Raw genomic sequence first — 16,585 nt, 5'->3', positions numbered from 1 at the left:
GAGTAGTTCTAATTCTGCTTTGGTATGTAAGTCCCCTTGATTCTTAATACTCATAATAGCTCCTGATTTAGCGTTGGATCGCCAATTGTACACTTAACTGGTGATCAGTCCGTGTCAATGGCAATATTCGGGGCAAGATAAGCCAGAGGATTCCCAATTTTCAACAATGAATGCTTTTTGTTGTGAGGTAAGCAACTTGCGACCACTTGATGAGAGTCGGANATTTTTGATTAGTTCTTCGATCATTTTGTTACTAGTTTAGGCAACAAAACCAGTCCAATTATTTAAGCAGTTAGTAAAATTGAACACCTTCTTCTGTTTTTTTTCATTGAAGTTAACCCTTAAAAAAAAAAACTGTAAATTAATGATAGACAGGGGTTTGTTGGTCATGGGTAGGCTTGGAGACTTCTATGAAAATGCGAGTGTCGAGGAGAAGAAAATTATACTGAGTTCGACTTTATTTATAAAAAAAATAACTTTTCAGGCAGAAAAAGTTCGAACTCCCGAGGTTAATAAATTTATCAAGCTTATCTATCTGATAAATAGTGAATTATCTTCTAAAAATAAAGGCACAAATCCTTCAAATTTGGATTTGTGCCGTCAAGTGGAGCTGCAGGGATTCGAACCCTGGTCCAGATAGGGAAACACCGTACCTTCTACATGTTTAGTCATCAATTTGGTTTTCGTCAATGGACTGCTGGATGACACAGCTATCCGGATGCTTAGCTGTTTTAATTTCGCGAAGGATTAACAGCATTTCCAACGCTAGTTCTGGCAAGTCGACACCCCAAATTCAGCTCAGCCAAAACGTAGAGCTGCGGGATGTGGCTGGGGAATCTACCTAGTAGACTCAACCCTTTAAGCAGTATCAGTCCCTAGACGGGTCTGATTAGGCAGCCATGGCGTAATTAGATTCGCCAATTATGGTTCGCATGAATTATTCACGGGCGTACATGCTCCACCCGACATGCCGGCCCAGTCTTCACTCCTACTGTCAAAAACCGGTCAGCCCCATTTGTACTAGAGACAAAACTAATACAATTTTAGTTCCAGATATCATAAATCTTCATTTACCTCGCGTTTTTTTTAGAATAAAGCCCAAATTACTTCTACCTGAACTGATCCAATTCTTCCATGGGCTTCTACTTACTTCATGTCATTGCCTTCCTCTATTCATTCATAGCTCTTAGGAATGCCTATTGTAATCTGAATCGGATCGGAATTCTCATTTTTACCCGTACTGCTGAGCTACCTTGTTTTCCAGGCTCCCAATTAGGGGCGTTTTTAAGGACTCTAAGCGCTTCTTCACTGCATCCGCCTGCAATCCCCCGTAGGATCTCGATGTCTTGGAGAGAGCCATCCTTATTGACTATAAATACAAGGAACACTGTGCCCTCTATTCCCATATTCCGCGCTTGTCGTGGGTAAATTAAATTGGCTTGAAGGTATCGGTTCCACGCTTCCATACCACCAATGGGTGCGGGCATCTTTTCTACGAAATCCTTGACCTCATCCGCAAGATCTTCTTTAGGCGCTGCCGTGGGAATGCTCAAGGTTAGCTGTGGACTGGAAATCTGCAAATCAATGACCGTACTGATTTTATCTATAATTACCTTATCATCAGGTATTGTGGTAATGAGTGGTAATTCTACAAGGGGAGGGGATGGGGGCATATGTACCGTAATCGGAATGTCTATTAAATCCGCGAAATTGCTGTTCGTATCCTCAATCTCTAGCTTGGCAAATTGCCTATAACTTCTAAATTCAAAGGCCATGAAGACAATTGATGCACTTAGAAATAAACCTATATGGAGAAATAAACTGTATTTCCTTCGAAGGTCTGCCTTGGGGTGTTTTTTGCTTTCCATTTTTGAGTAGTTTTTAATTAGTAAAAGTGATTATTCCATTAATAGAGATCCTGGATCTCCTCGCTATTTGCTTATGGTATAATCAATATACTAAATAACTAGTTTAAAAACTAATAAACTAGTTAAACAAAGTTCCTTCATGTTCAATACGTGGAGAAATCTGATTACAAAAGGGGAGGTACCTTCGGCAATAGGGGGGAGCAGGGAGGATTTATTCAGCGGGATAGTTTATTATCAGAGACCAACAAGATAGGAGTGTAATCAAAGTTGAGTGTCCGGAGTATTGAGCGATCAGCTCAGTTTATATTTTTCAGAATAGGAATTTAATTCTCTCTTATTCAGATTAGATAGGAGGTAATTCTCTTTGGCTGGAATAAGCTTATTTAATATAGAGAAAGGTATTCGGCGGCTAATTGGGGCGTTCAGGCAAAAAATCATTTATAATCACTACTGCCGCCAGTAGAATAGGACAAAAAAAAAGACTGTCAGCGATGACAGTCTTTTTATATTTTCACTTAAAACTAATTAGCTAAGTTTAAATCGGATTGGAAGTCTCATTTTTACCCTAACTGGGCGACCTCTTTGCTTACCTGGTTCCCACTTAGGAGCGTTTTTCACTACTCTCATAGCTTCTTCATCACAACCTCCGCCGATACCTCTAAGGATACCAACATCTTGGATAGAACCATCTGTATTAACAACGAACACTACATAAACAGTACCTTCGATTCCCATTCTTCTCGCTTGAGTTGGGTATTTCAAGTTTTTGCTTAGGTATTTGTTCCAGCCTTCCATTCCACCTGGAGGGGTAGGCATGGTTTCCACAACGTCAAAGATCTCATCGGCTTTCTCCTCTACAGGAGCATCAGCGATTACCACTTCCTTAATTACCGTCTCCTCTTTCACATCAACATCGAAATTTACTTCGATTTTCTCTTCGATTTCCACTTCATCAGGAATCTCCTCGATGATTGGCTGCTCTACTGGCGGCGGTGGTGGTGGTGGTTGTTCCGTAATCGGAATGTCCAATAATTCTTCAAAGTTGTCTTCCACTGTCCCAAGATCCATCAGGTCTCCTGTTTCGTACGTTTTGTACTCGAAAGCAAACAGCGTAAGACCAACGCTGACCAATAGTCCAAGGTTCAGGAACATTCCTGATTTCTTGGTCAAATCAGCTTTTGGTGTCTTTTTAGCTTCCATAGTTAATACTTCATATAAAGGTTAATAATTTTTGCTCTTTTTAGCGATAACAATTCTAACTATTTATTTTTACTTATACAAGCTTACTTTTCTTCTTATACAAAATATAAAAACAAATAGTACCGGCTGCACTTCCAATTAGGTTTGCCGCAATATCCAGCAAATCAAAGGCTCTGTTTGGAACCATCTGTTGTAAAACTTCTACCAATATAGCAAAAAAAATTCCTAAAACTAAGTAGTTAGTAGTTATTTTTTTTCTGCTGATCCCAAAAATAGGGTGGTTCGAGGCTCTTAAGAACAAGAATAACAAGCCAGCAAATAGACTGAAATGAGCTACTTTGTCAATTCCAGGTAATCTGGAGGTGTCAGGAAGCTTACTGCCGGGAGACAATATTAGGGATAATAGAATGACCAACCACACGAGTGCCGGCATATACCTTTCCCAAAATAGCCTTTGTTTATTCACCTACCAACTCAGCGTATTGCTCTGAAGATAATAGTTCGTCCGTCAGTTCACCATCAAATTTGATCTTGATCATCCACCCACCTTCATAAGGAGACTCATTTACCAACTCAGGAGAGCCTTCCAGTTCCTCATTAAAATCGGTAATCTCACCACTCAAGGGCATAAATAAATCCGATACAGTCTTTACGGCTTCTACTGTGCCAAATACCTCGCCAGCTTCGATGGTGTCTCCGACCGTCTCTACCTCTACATATACGATATCGCCAAGCTCACGCTGTGCAAATTCCGTAACGCCAATCGTGGCAGTAGTTCCTTCGATTTTGACCCATTCGTGGTCTTTTGTGTACTTTAAGTCTTTAGGAAAGTTCATATGTTATATTTAGGATTAACCAAAGCCAAAAATACAAGCTTTCACCAAATCATGAAACCTATTGGCCTAAATTAAATCGTAATTGTCCACCAAAGGCGGTAGAACTCCTACGATAGGCTGTGGTGATCCGTGGATCGTTCACCATTCGGTCAAAGTAGAAGGTGATTTTTAGATTTTGATTGATGATATAGCCTATAGTGGGCCTGATTTGCAAATTTAAATTTCCATTGGTCACAGTGCTCCCTTCTTCGATCTTCCGCTGAAGGGTTTGGGTGTCCACAATACTCGTGCTTAAGCGGATCTCAAGGTCGTTGTCCAAGATCTCTTGCTGTCCTTGTACCTTAAACGGTATCTTCACTCCGGATTTGGTATAGCCTAATTCAAACCTGAAATCCTTGCTTTTCTGTTCCGTCACCTGCGCATTGGAGAAGTTTAAGCCAATATTTCTCTCTCTATTAAACTCAAAGGAGATATTCATCCTATTCTTGGTCAATAAATCGATCCCTATAAATGGTCCAAAACGCTCGGATATCACCACCTGATTAAAAATGAATACGGGGATATAACTGCCATATTCATCGGTTACACTGGCTTGCGGGTAGTTCTGAAGCGTATTGTAAAGCTCTAGCCCATTCTGATAGAGTAGGGAGGAGGAGAAATTACTGACATCATAGGTAGAGGTATAATTATGGGTCAAATTGATCGAACTAAAGGTCTCCTCAAATACCTTCAAGCGAGACAGGCCCCGGTATTCTACCCGCCAGTTGGGAAGTGGAACTTTCGGGAAGGGATTTAGGGCGATATCCTCAGGGGTCTTGCCTGAGTAAGCTGCGAGGAAGGCGGGTACCAAGACATCTTGACCATTGATATTATATTCTCCCCCAGGATTGCTGGCTTCCAACCGGCTTTTTACTACAACCCTATAGGATTCAAAGTTGTCAAAGAGCGGCGAATTATATTGACTGTCATCCTTTGCAAAGGAGGTCTTGATCATATTATAGGTAATATTATAAGCCCCCAGTCGGTTGGGATTTATGGAGGAATAGTCAGGGCTATTGTCTGTATCTGCACGGAATATTTCGGCATACTGACCCGTCACTCTTTTTCGCATGTCTATGGTAATCCTGAAATCCCGTGTAGGCTCCAGCAAGGCATTGATCTGCAGGTTCTTTACTTGATTTTGGCTGAAAGCCTGAGTTAGTTCTGCGCTGGGCGCCATCACCCCCGCAGCTGCCAGATCGTATCGGATATCACTATTTTGACTACCAAAGAGGAAACCTAAGCCTGGGTTCATAAAACTCCTGTCCAAACCAAATAGTCCGGTATTTTCCATATATCCAGGAAGAAAAGTACCCTCAGCAATGCTGAAACGCCCGGATATTTCTTTTAGCATCATGGCAAATTTCAGTAAGCCATTCCCGAAGCCTTCCGTATTGATGGTGTCTGCTTTATTTACCCTTCCCGGGATACTTGGCCGCTTAGGGGCATTAAGGGCCTTCAGCTTGGCGGATTTATTATATAGCTGGGTGAAGTCCATCTTCCCGTTAAAGGACTGGTCACGGGTGTTCTGAATGACATTTCCTAAGCTGTCTTTTTGCCCTATCGAACCCGTCACCCAACTATAAGTAGCCTCATACCTGAAATCAGCACTGATCCAATTGATGGCTGGGATTTTATCCAAAGGCAAATTATAATTGAGCAAAAAGGAATGGTTATAATTCGTAGGACGACCCAATTTCTTCAGATTGGTACGCACGGAATCCCGCTTGGATTCGGAATCTATATCTCCCTGAGGTTCATCCACAATGGCATTTACCCCAGCCCGGTAGTCAAAACTCAGATTATTAGTAAGGTCCCAGTTGAGACTGAAAAACCGATTTAGATAATAGGTTTTCTGGAATAATGGCGCTACCCCTACTGTGGTTAATTGATCATTTCGGTACTGGGTCCGTAGGAATTTCCGGTCCACATCCACCTGTGCAGTTACCATACTCGGGGCAAGGTTCAGGTTAAAGTCTCTTACCAGTTGCAAATGTGGGCTTTTGAAAATCCCCCAATTCTTGAAAGGCTCGACTACCACAGGGGCAGGTGCATAATTATATGCTATATTCCCACGATAGGTTTCATAAGTATAGTCTTCTGTACGAATATTGCTTTGTTGTACAATGCCATAAGCATAGGAGAAGGAGAAGTTTGACAGGTCATAAAGATGCTGCTTTTCTTTGCCTTCCTTAGGCACCTTCCTCACATTGGAGAAGCTGATATTTCTACGTTTTACCTGGTCGAGCACTAAGTCCCTGTAGGCTTCTCTTTCGGCGTCTGTCCGGAACTTGGCTAGGGCCACCTCAAAAGGAACGTCGGGGTTTAAAGGATCATACTGCGGCTTGGTAGTAGCATTTTCCATGCTCACATACATCGGAATGCTAAGGTTTAGCCCCTCTGGTAATAAGCGATCCACCTGTACATTGGCAGAGACATCATAGGAAGTGGTAGATTCACGACTTCTCTCGGATAGCCTGGTTTCCAAGCCTCCAAACCCAAAAGAATTATGTCTGATGCTGGAGGAAATGGTGGCCACATCTGCGATTTTTGCACTTAGACGGGCATTTGCCGCCCAGCCATTGCCTTTGGTGAAGTCCACCACCCGCAGCTCATTGGCCCAGAGGCATACCGATTTACTTGCTGTCCCTGTGCTGGCCGGATTCCTCACCCCGATCATTAGCCCCTGAACATAATTTAACTCAGGACGACCCACCACCGTCACCTTATACTGTCGCACCTGTACCGTGTAGGGGAGGTTTTGGGAATGTTGACTATTATCTCGCTCAGATTTTACGCCTACGATTTCTTCGATGGCAATATCAATTTCGTTTTGGCTAGGCCATATTTGGTAAGGATCCCGAGTCCCTAAAGGGGTGATTTCCAGAGGAACTTCTATTTCATAATAATTGTCTGTATAATCAGTTCCAAGTCGAAGGAAGGCCGAAAGTTCACCATTGGAGGCATCCATGGAATTAGCATGCAGAAACATCTTTAACCTTCCGTATTGGACTAGGTCCAGATTGGAGCCTTTGAATACCCCTCTAGCATCCCGCGCTTGCAGATTATCCACGCAGATTTGCAGGGATTGCTCATTAAGCTGCCGCTCCACTACGGAGGTATTATCGCGGTCTCTGGTGATGCCTGGAGGCAGCACATAGGGGCTTTGAGTTTCATTTCCCTGGCTGTTCTCCTCGATATTCACGACACTGATTGTCGTATTGGATACATCAGGCTCCGGGATTTCAAATAGTCCTTTTTCAAATAGTGACTCTTGAAACACCCTCCATTGACTACCCACCATTTGGAAGTTGGCCATACGAAGCACCACAGGTTGTTCAAAATCCGTCAAATAGGTTCTTATAAATCTCAATGACTTGAACCCACTGATGTCCCCTTGCACACGGTTTGGCTGACGAACAGGGATGCGGAAGAGGTACCAATTTACTTCCTGCCCTTCCTGGGTGGAGGTGGTTTTGTCCACAATATAATTTTGGCCTACCAACAGGTTATTCGGCTTCAGGTCAATTTCATATTCATAATAACTCTCTACCTCATTGATGGTATTATCCCCATTGAGATCCTCATTATCAGGCTTGTTGGTTCCTGATGCAGTGTACTGATCATTGGAGTTGGCGATGGGAGTATTGTTCTCCATCCCATTGAAGTACTTGTATCTTTCCAGGATCTTGGCATCGGCGGTATCCCACTGATTGCCGAGGTAATATTGGAAGAGGTCAGCGGAAGGATCGCTTTCGATCTGTTGATATACATCCGCATCCACATTGATCCGACTCAAAAATGGGTCTTGAAAATAGGCTGCTTCTTCTTCGCTATTTAAGCCGTCCAGGCCCAGATCCTGAAATGCCCTGGATTCGGTAGAATTATCAAAACCGGGGGTGAGGTATTGCTGATTGGTGATCTTACCCCATGCATTTTCGGTGGTTTTGCTAGGGTCACCATCCGGTGGAAGGCCGTTTTCAAAGGCATGACGCCCATCTTGCATGATGTCCTCAGAGATCTCTCCTAAGTTGAAAATCAACTTACCCCCTGTGGTATTGTTTTCATTAAATATCCCATCCAGCACCCGGCCATTGTCTCCTGAGATAAAAGGATCCATCATCCAAAATTCGATGTATTCAATATTGGTTCGGTCAAAATCAACGTCGGAGGTAATCACTCGACTTATCCCACCATAGTTTTCCTCCGGATTGGGGAGTAAACCTCTATTATTTAAGTTGGGATTATAGTTATACATTCCCCGCTCCTGAGGAAAGTAAGCCAACTCAAATAAGGGTTCTGGAAGGACAATAACATCCTTATCCCGCTCAGGGAAGATTTCTTGCGGAGCCACACTACGCACATAGTGGTTGGCCCGGTCAGCATCGGTGATGTTTTCGGGTACGCCCGACCCTGAGGGACGATAAAAGACATTGTCTATATTATACCAGGCTAGACGGGCACGACGGTAAGCACTGCCGAGCTGACTGCCGGTGATATTGCTGAGATCAAACTGACTATTGTCAGATTTAGGAGTAGAAGATAGCCTCCAGGTGGAGGGCGAACTCAAGCTAAAGGGAGTGACGGCCGTTTCAAAATCATCTATATAACTGGCGCCTTCTCCATCTACCTTATTGGAAGTTCCGGGGATAAGATGGGCAAATTCCCCGCTAAAATTAACCAATGACTTCTCTTTAGTGTCCGTAAAAGGCAGGGCATCTGCGAGCTTGGTAAGCCATCTTGATTCATCATTATAGTTCAGGTCAAAACCCCAGATACTATTCTTTATTGTCTCACTTCCCGTGCTTATACGGGTGATATTAGGCCTTTCGTTTAGGTAAAGGAAGGTTCCTCCAAGGGTCAGATTATCATTGAAAAGGTAATCAAAGCGGGTTCCCAGCAGGCTTCGCGTCTGGAAGGACACCAAATCGGCCTTCTCAAAACTGATGGAAAGCCGCTTCCCAGAAGCCAAAACGCCCTCATTGATAATGACTACTCTTCCAATATTATAATCCACGGTATAATCCACCCCTTCGGTCAATGGAATATTGCCCGCCTGGACGATGACCGATCCTTCCGAAATATTCAAGCCCGGAAGCATAATCTCAGATGAGGAGCCAGCAGTGAAACTACCCGTGATATAATATTTGTTGAGCTTGGTTACCATCTCAGCATCGGCCTTGGTGGTGTGATAGAGGGTGTCATAGACAAATTTCTCCTTCAGATTTTCCTCAGAAGGCAGGAATTCATTCGCCAGGGTTTGCCCAAAAGGCTCTAGCTTGGGAAAGATCAGCATTCCCCGCTCAGGGAAGATGGTAAGTCCTTCCACAAAATCGAAGTTTCCATCAGGAGCAGGGTCATTTTGCGGATTTAGATTATCCAGCCCCATGATACCAATCAGAGGTTGATCTTTTACTTGTTGTCCTTCAAGAAGGCTAGGATTATCCATCCCCGTACGATCATCACGATAAATGATTTGCAGCTGAAATCCTTCTTTTTGAATTTGATTGGCATTGAAATTATACACGTTTTTCATCATCAGATCCCAGGTGGGTATCTTGGTATTGATCTGCGTGGGACGGAGCATTTTTAGGAATATGACATCCGAGTCTGCTCGGTTTTGGTAGTCTTCGGACATTTCTCCTACCTTATAGGAGCGCCCGTTATAGGTGTATTCGTAGGATACGGCTATCACCTCATCATTAAGTATTTTACGATTTAAGCTTAGGTAACCTAGTTCTTTATGGAAAATGTACTCGTTAGCAGCCAATTTTCTGGCGCCATTTACCTGAACAAAGTCAGTTCCCTTGACGAGTCCTAGCCCCCCTTCGATAGCCGAAGAAGATTGGTCATAAGGTCGGTAAGACGGATTTGCCGTTAGATTAGCGAATAGGTCATTGGAACCATTGGCGGCAGGGCTTCCCGGTACTCCAGGGCCTATATTGGGATTGTCAGGGCGATAGATCTCATCACTTTCTCCCAAATCCAGGAAGGCAGAAAAATTCCTTAAGGTCTCTGTATTATTAGCCCTGTTCATGATATAGACTTCCACACGAGTGATATTGACGCCAGACAGGATCTGGGGCAAGCCACGAAGCCATCGCTCGTAATTGTCTCGAAAGAAGTGGGCTAAGAAAAAGTGTCGATTATCATCATATTCGGAAGCCCGAATTTCAAAGGGTCTTCCCTGGCCATTAGCCTCAATGATGATTTCATCCCGCTGACCGCGCTGAGTAGAGGCCACCGCCGTCATGAAGAGTTTGCCAAATTGCATCTGGGTCTTCACCCCAAAGAGGTTTTGAGACCCCTGGATAAGGCTATTCTGAATCGGCATGCTGACGTTACCGATTTCTATACTCTTGATGATATCCTCTTCAAACCCTTTATACTCCACTTTCAGCTGATTCTGGAAATCAAAGGAGTTATTGCTATCAAAATTAGCATTGATTTGCATCTTCTCTCCCAAATTTCCATTGACGCTCATTTGGATCTGCTGGTCAAAATTAAATCCCCCATTGCGCTGTTGTCGGATAGGAATGGACGGATTATCTATTCGCCGGAAAATCCCCCCAAAATCCAGGTTGATATAGCCTGTGGGGACGATATTTATTTCACTTCCCCCAAATAACCGGTCAAATGTAGGACTCATGGTGATGGGAGGGATGAGGCTTCGCCCGCTTACGGCACTTTCTCCATATAAGCCTCGGGACCTGTTTCTCCAATATTCCTGGCGCATTTTCAGTTCCTGAATTTTGGAAAATTCCTCGAAGTCAAAGCTGTACCCAGCATCCCTATTAGTGGAATCTACCTGGTCATATACCCTGTACTGGATGGTGCTATCCATCTCTACTTCCACCTCATTCTCGGTAGAGGAGGGGAGGTTATAAAAAGGGCTATAACTTTTTTCTAAAGGATTTTGTCTTGGATATAAAGGATTGGTCTGAAAATTGTCCCACAGTAGGAAGGAGGGTAAGGCCTTTCTTTTCTCCAGAGTGTCAAGTCTAGTAGAAGTGGTGTCAATGACTTGATTTTGACTATAAGCGGTATTCGAAAAGGTCAATATACTTACGGCAAGCAACACCAGTAGTGAAGCTTTTAAGGGTAAACGGCTTTTGAAAGCAAAAAAATATGGTAGGCTTATAGTCAAACTCACTATAAATTAGGTAGATCTTAAAGATGCCTTAATTAATTCTTCCAATGAAATTTCCGGACCGCTTTTTTTCAAAATAGTATCTATATTTTTCTGGGCAGCAGCTTTTGTAAAACCAAGGGTCATCAAGGCCTGAAGTGCTTCCTCCTTGAGTTTATGAGAGGATTGTATGAAGCCTCCGGCAGTGGCCAGACCAATTCCTCCATCTCCTTTTTTGATTTTATCTTTAAGCTCCAATACTATCCGCTGGGCAGTTTTAGCACCTATACCCTTGACCCGTTGGATGCTTTGGTGATCGTCATTTAGGATGGCGGACTCCAGCTCCTCCGAGGACAAGGAAGACAAGACCATCAGCCCGGTATTGGGTCCCACGCCGGAGATGCTGATCAGTAGTAGAAAAAGCTGTTTTTCCTGCTCTTCCCTAAATCCATATAGCGTGTGAGAATCTTCTTTAATATGAAGGTGAGTGAGGAGCATTATATGCTCCTCATCTTTCACTTTCGAATAGGTGTTCAATGAAATTTTGACATGATAGCCAATTCCATTGATATCAATAATCACATAGGTAGGGTCTTTGGTGACCAGTTTTCCTTTGAGATAATCTATCATAAACCGTCGTGACTTTGGGCATCCACCACAGCGATGGCCACCATATTAATGATTTCACNGATGCTACTTCCCAGCTGAAGAATATGAACAGGTTTATTCATGCCCAGCAGGATGGGACCAATCGCTTCCGCATTTCCAATCTCCGCCAATAGCTTATACGCAATATTTCCCGAGCTTAGATTAGGGAAGATAAGGGTATTGGCTTTCTTATTGGCCAAGGCACTGAAAGGGTAGTTTTCCTTTTGGATGACCTCGTTGAGGGCTACATTGGCTTGCATTTCGCCTTCTATCACCAATTCCGGGAACTTTGCCTTTGCCTTTGCAGTGGCGAGGGAAGTTTTGCTTGGTGTACTGCCTTTTGCAGAGCCAAAATTGGAATACGATAATACTGCAATCCTAGGTTCCAAGTCAAAGAACTTCACTGCATCTGCCGTGAGCCCGATGATTTCCACTAGTTGATCTGCCGTAGGATCCACATTTACGGTGGTATCCGCAAAGAAATAAGGCCCTTTGTCGGAGTTCATAATATACATCCCCGCCACTCGATCCACCTCTTTGTTTACCCCTATGACATGAAGGGCAGGCAATATCGTGTTTGGATAATCTTTGGTAAGACCAGAAATCAAGGCATCCGCCTCGCCTAGCTCCACCATCATTGCCCCAAAATACGTACGGTCACGCATCTGCTTCTGCGCCTCAAATGGCGTAAGACCTTTCCGCTTCCTCTTTTCATAGAGAACCTGACCAAACTGCTGAAGCTTTTCTGGCTCCTCAAATGGATCAATAATCGGTACACCTCCCAGATCTAATGAATGCTCCTCGATAAGGCGAAGTATCGTCTCCTTATTCCCTAATAGGATAGGATCGCCGATTCGCTCATCATTGATCAGTTGAGCCGCTTTAAGGATCTTAGTATTATCCGCTTCGGCAAATACCACCCGTTTAGGGTTCTTCTTCGCACGAGCAATTACTCTGGACATCAATCGCTGATCAATGCCTATTCTCTCCTGAAGTTCTAGTTGATAGGCCTCCCAATCGGTAATTTCGAGTTGGGCTACCCCTGAGTCCATCGCTGCTTTGGCCACCGCTGGTGCGATCGTCGTGATCAGCCTTGGATCCAAAGGCTTGGGAATAAGGTACTTTCTTCCGAAAGCCAACTGGTCATCACCATAGGCTTTATTGACGATTTCAGGCACCGGTTCCTTCGCCAGTTGTGCGATGGCCTGTGCTGTTGCCAATTTCATTTCTTCATTGATGGCCGTGGCGCGCACGTCCAGAGCCCCTCTGAATATATAAGGGAACCCTAATACATTATTCACCTGATTAGGGAAATCAGACCTTCCCGTGGCCATGATAATGTCCTCGCGAGTAGATGTCGCCAGATCATAGTCGATCTCTGGGTTAGGGTTTGCCAAGGCAAATACTATAGGATTGTCAGCCATCAATAGAATCTGCTCCGGAGATACCACATTACCTGCCGAGAGTCCCAAAAACACATCGGCGCCTTTCATGGCATCCGTAAGGTTATTCATATCATTGCCAGCGTAGGCAAATTCGCTATGGATAGGAGTGAGGTTTGGTCGGTCGTGGCGGATCACACCATCTATATCGACCATGATGAGGTTTTCCCTTCTTACGCCAAGGGAGATATAAAAGCGTGTACAAGACACGGCAGCTGCTCCAGCGCCATTCACCACCAGCTTGATCTCTTCGATTTTCTTACCTACGACCTCTAGCGCATTCAGAAGCGCCGCTCCTGAGATGATCGCCGTGCCATGCTGATCGTCATGCATGACGGGGATTTTCATTTTCTCTTTAAGACTCTGCTCGATCTCAAAGCATTCCGGGGCTTTTATGTCTTCAAGGTTGATCCCTCCAAAAGTGGGCTCCAGAGATTTGATGATTTCGATGAGCTTCTTGGGGTCTTTTTCATCGATTTCTATATCGAATACATCTATGCCCGCAAATTTCTTAAATAATACGCCTTTACCTTCCATCACAGGCTTGCCAGCCTCCGGGCCGATGTCTCCAAGGCCTAGCACCGCCGTACCATTGGAGATTACAGCCACCAAGTTACCTTTAGCAGTGTACTTATACACATTTTCTTTCTTGGCTGCGATTTCTAAACATGGTTCCGCTACCCCCGGCGAATAGGCTAAAGCCAAATCCAGCTGGCTGGAAAGTGGCTTAGTGGGTACCACTTCTATTTTTCCCGGACTGCCTTGTGAATGATAAGCCAGCGCGTCTTCTTTTCTGATTTTAATCGCCATTATCTAAAGTATATATTGGATTTTTATTTCTGTCCCTGTGGAAATTCCGTAGCCATCAAGATCGCCTCGATTTCCCTCAAAGCTTTCTTATGCGTTTCATTGGGGTAATATAAGAAGCCTTCCATATAATACAATTTGCCTGTCGCCTGATCTACAATAGTATAGCTGACAAAAGAGCCGCCCATACTTAAATTATTCGTCCGCCATTGGCCTCGCATCTCGATAGCATATTTGCCGTCTATCTCCATATTGCGGAAGGATGGAGCTATTTGCCTTTCGGTGATAATATAGGAAGAAGGATTGTCTGGATCACCAAATACTCTGGTTTTTAGGATATCATCCCTCATCGAAATGATGTTTTCCGGGAATACCTGCTCCTCACTCGTATAGTCCGTCTCATAAATAAATAGACTGATGTCCGCGCGCTGGGTCGTCGGGGTAGGCTGACGCGCCCAAAGGAAATTATCCCCCTGCTTTACAAATTGGTAGGAGGCCGGTATATTGAGCACAAAGCCAAAGAGTTCCTCGCCTTTTGTCTTTAAGGCTCCATTATTACGCACCAAAATGGCATCTGCCAGACGGTCTCTTTCTCTTACTTCAAAGAGGTTCTGAATTCGTTCCTTATTCTTCCGGAGATTTGTGATTAGCTCCTCTTCTGTATTTCCAAAAAGGTAAATTACCTCTTGTCCTACAGCAAACTCATCTTCATTTCTAATCATGAAACGTGTGGGATCTTCCGTGGCTGTCTCTCTAGCTTGAGGGCTAAACTGGCTGCTGATCATTCGGCTTCCCGGTTTCTTATCATCAAAAGTGGTGACATAGATGATATTATAGGCCATCTTTAATATCCTGGTCATCGACCTTGGATCCACTCTTCTGATATCAAATAGCGTTTCCTCACGGACAAGCCCTTTGATATCTTCTTCCAGTATGCCTTCTAATACATCACCTACTGGCCCTTGAAATTTCAAGGAATCGATCACTAATAATATTTCCCCAGAGGCCCCGCGTGCTTTTGGCTTCTTACTGTTTTCGTTGGTAGAAGTTTCACAGCTAACTAATATACCAACAAATAAAGCTATAAGTGCTAGATATAATGATTTTCTCTTTATCATATGAAATGGGATTTAATGATTACCGATGACAATGTATAAAAAATGATCGGCTATCAGAAGAGAATAATTAAATATTTAGTTGATAAATATTTTCAACCTATAATCAACTTCTGGCCCGGTTTGATATTATTATTACTGAGCTTGTTTAACTTTTTGATTTGGTCGATACTCACTCCATTCAGCTTCTTCGCGATGAGCCATAAAGAGTCTCCAGGCTTCACCACGTAGGTTTTTGGGCTGGAGGAGACGAAGGTTGCATCTTGCTTAGCGGGAGCCTGAGCTGCTAGATTCTGAGAAAAAGTGTCGGTTTTTTGGTAGATGGTGAGGTTTTGACCAATATTGATCGTGCTGGAATAAAGTCCATTCCAGGCTTTCAGATCAGTGATCGACACACCGTATAGATTGGCGATTTTACCTAAAGCATCGCCTCGGCGTACCTTATAAATAATTTTTTCTGGGGCTTTTTGCTGACTTGCTGGCTCCTCTGTTATTTCCTGCGCGAGCAGTCTCTCTTGTTGGATATTGATGCTGTCCAGCATCCAATGTTTGTTATTTGCAATAAATTCAGCCTTGGCTTTAGGAACTCTCAGGGCATAGGAGGTTTGGTTTGCTGGAATTTTCCTGTTTTGAATAGAGGGATTAAGGAATTCCAACTCATCCAGGCATGCTCCACTGATCTCTGCAAGCTGCACCAAATCTACTTCTCCGTCAAACTTCACCTTCTCATGGGCCACCGGGAATGTGCCGTCTTCCAGAATAAGATTATGCTCATCAGGATAGTTAAATACATACATGATGGCTTGGAACTGAGGGATATACCCTCTGGTCTCCCGTGGTAGCCACTGGTAGATTTCCCAGAAGGATTTTTTTCCGCCTGAGCGGCGAATGGCCTTGCGGACATTTCCTGGACCACAGTTATACGCTGCTAGAGCGAGCTCCCAGTCTCCAAACATGCGGTGAAGGGACTTAAGGTACCTGCAGGCGGCCTCCGTGGCTAGCTCCGGATCCATCCTATCATCGATGTCCTGCGTCACATGTAAGTCATAGACTCTACCCGTGGCAGGCATAAATTGCCATAAACCCATGGCTCCAACGCGTGACTTGGCTGTGGGATTAAGCCCCGACTCAATGATCGCCAGGTATTTGATCTCATCAGGCATCTCATGGCGTCGTAAGGCCTCCTCAAATAAAGGAAAATAAATTTCCTTCCTTGATAAATTCATTTTAGAGTATTCCCGATTACGAACCGTAAAATAATTGATGAAAGCAAAAATGGTTTCATTGAGCTCAAAAGGCATCTCAGTATTCATCTGATCTACCCGTTGATTTACTTGATCATAGGTGAAATCCGGAATGTACTCGTAATGGTAGGTAGGCTGAACTACTGCCTCCTGGCCTGTGGCCAAAATAGATTCACGCTCCTGACCCTGAGCATACGAGCCCATTGCAAAAGTTATCGATAGGGATAAAATAAGCAGTGTAGTCCAACTTCTCATGA

9 protein-coding genes and 1 other RNA gene are annotated in these 16,585 nt (G+C 43.9%); all 10 read right to left on the bottom strand.

The features are described from left to right. Nucleotides 1-602: 602 nt before the first annotated feature. The 10 genes from ssrA to B050_RS0109205 all read right to left on the bottom strand — a co-directional run bounded on the left by ssrA (nucleotide 603) and on the right by B050_RS0109205 (nucleotide 16,583). Nucleotides 603-1,013, bottom strand: a transfer-messenger RNA (tmRNA) gene (gene ssrA / locus B050_RS23075). A 183-nt stretch (nucleotides 1,014-1,196) separates the two neighbouring features. Then, nucleotides 1,197-1,868: an energy transducer TonB gene (locus B050_RS0109245; protein WP_018473634.1), complete on the bottom strand. Its 672-nt coding sequence runs from the start codon at nucleotides 1,866-1,868 to the stop codon at nucleotides 1,197-1,199. 525 nt (nucleotides 1,869-2,393) lie between these two features. Further along, nucleotides 2,394-3,068 carry an energy transducer TonB gene (locus B050_RS0109240; protein WP_018473633.1) on the bottom strand — a complete coding sequence of 225 codons (675 nt, stop codon included), beginning with the start codon at nucleotides 3,066-3,068 and terminating at the stop codon, nucleotides 2,394-2,396. Between the two features lie 73 nt (nucleotides 3,069-3,141). Next, nucleotides 3,142-3,534 (bottom strand): VanZ family protein, encoded by a 393-nt coding sequence (locus B050_RS0109235; RefSeq protein ID WP_229802486.1) that lies wholly within the window; start codon nucleotides 3,532-3,534, stop codon nucleotides 3,142-3,144. Beyond that, complete coding sequence (gcvH, locus tag B050_RS0109230; protein ID WP_018473631.1) at nucleotides 3,527-3,904, bottom strand: glycine cleavage system protein GcvH; 378 nt, start codon at nucleotides 3,902-3,904, stop codon at nucleotides 3,527-3,529. The genes B050_RS0109235 and gcvH overlap by 8 nt, the downstream gene beginning before the upstream one ends. 58 nt (nucleotides 3,905-3,962) lie before the next feature. Continuing rightward, the gene (sov, locus tag B050_RS0109225) at nucleotides 3,963-11,024 is read right to left on the bottom strand and encodes a T9SS outer membrane translocon Sov/SprA (protein ID WP_444542365.1); all 7,062 of its coding nucleotides are present in this window, start codon (nucleotides 11,022-11,024) and stop codon (nucleotides 3,963-3,965) included. 78 nt (nucleotides 11,025-11,102) lie between these two features. Then, nucleotides 11,103-11,702: a Holliday junction branch migration protein RuvA gene (ruvA, locus tag B050_RS0109220; RefSeq protein WP_018473629.1), complete on the bottom strand. Its 600-nt coding sequence runs from the start codon at nucleotides 11,700-11,702 to the stop codon at nucleotides 11,103-11,105. Then, a complete protein-coding gene (locus B050_RS0109215) occupies nucleotides 11,699-13,972 on the bottom strand; it encodes an NADP-dependent malic enzyme (RefSeq protein WP_018473628.1) in 2,274 nt (757 codons plus the stop codon). The genes ruvA and B050_RS0109215 overlap by 4 nt, the downstream gene beginning before the upstream one ends. A gap of 23 nt (nucleotides 13,973-13,995) precedes the next feature. Beyond that, nucleotides 13,996-15,087, bottom strand: a complete 1,092-nt coding sequence (locus tag B050_RS0109210; RefSeq protein ID WP_018473627.1) for a DUF4837 family protein — start codon at nucleotides 15,085-15,087, stop codon at nucleotides 13,996-13,998. 92 nt (nucleotides 15,088-15,179) lie between these two features. Further along, nucleotides 15,180-16,583 carry a lytic transglycosylase domain-containing protein gene (locus B050_RS0109205; protein ID WP_026235760.1) on the bottom strand — a complete coding sequence of 468 codons (1,404 nt, stop codon included), beginning with the start codon at nucleotides 16,581-16,583 and terminating at the stop codon, nucleotides 15,180-15,182. Nucleotides 16,584-16,585 lie beyond the last annotated feature (2 nt).

The organism is Echinicola pacifica DSM 19836, from assembly GCF_000373245.1.
Taxonomy (GTDB): domain Bacteria; phylum Bacteroidota; class Bacteroidia; order Cytophagales; family Cyclobacteriaceae; genus Echinicola; species Echinicola pacifica.
The sequence above is the reverse complement of the archived record's forward strand: the minus strand, read 5'-3'. Positions and strand labels throughout refer to the sequence as shown.

Bases quoted from the DNA above. Each gene is read 5' to 3' on its own strand.
- ruvA (WP_018473629.1), bottom strand. From the start codon at position 11,702: ATGATAGATTATCTCAAAGGAAAACTGGTCACCAAAGACCCTACCTAT.
- B050_RS0109245 (WP_018473634.1), bottom strand. From the start codon at position 1,868: ATGGAAAGCAAAAAACACCCCAAGGCAGACCTTCGAAGGAAATACAGT.
- B050_RS0109210 (WP_018473627.1), bottom strand. From the start codon at position 15,087: ATGATAAAGAGAAAATCATTATATCTAGCACTTATAGCTTTATTTGTT.
- B050_RS0109205 (WP_026235760.1), bottom strand. From the start codon at position 16,583: ATGAGAAGTTGGACTACACTGCTTATTTTATCCCTATCGATAACTTTT.
- gcvH (WP_018473631.1), bottom strand. From the start codon at position 3,904: ATGAACTTTCCTAAAGACTTAAAGTACACAAAAGACCACGAATGGGTC.
- B050_RS0109240 (WP_018473633.1), bottom strand. From the start codon at position 3,068: ATGGAAGCTAAAAAGACACCAAAAGCTGATTTGACCAAGAAATCAGGA.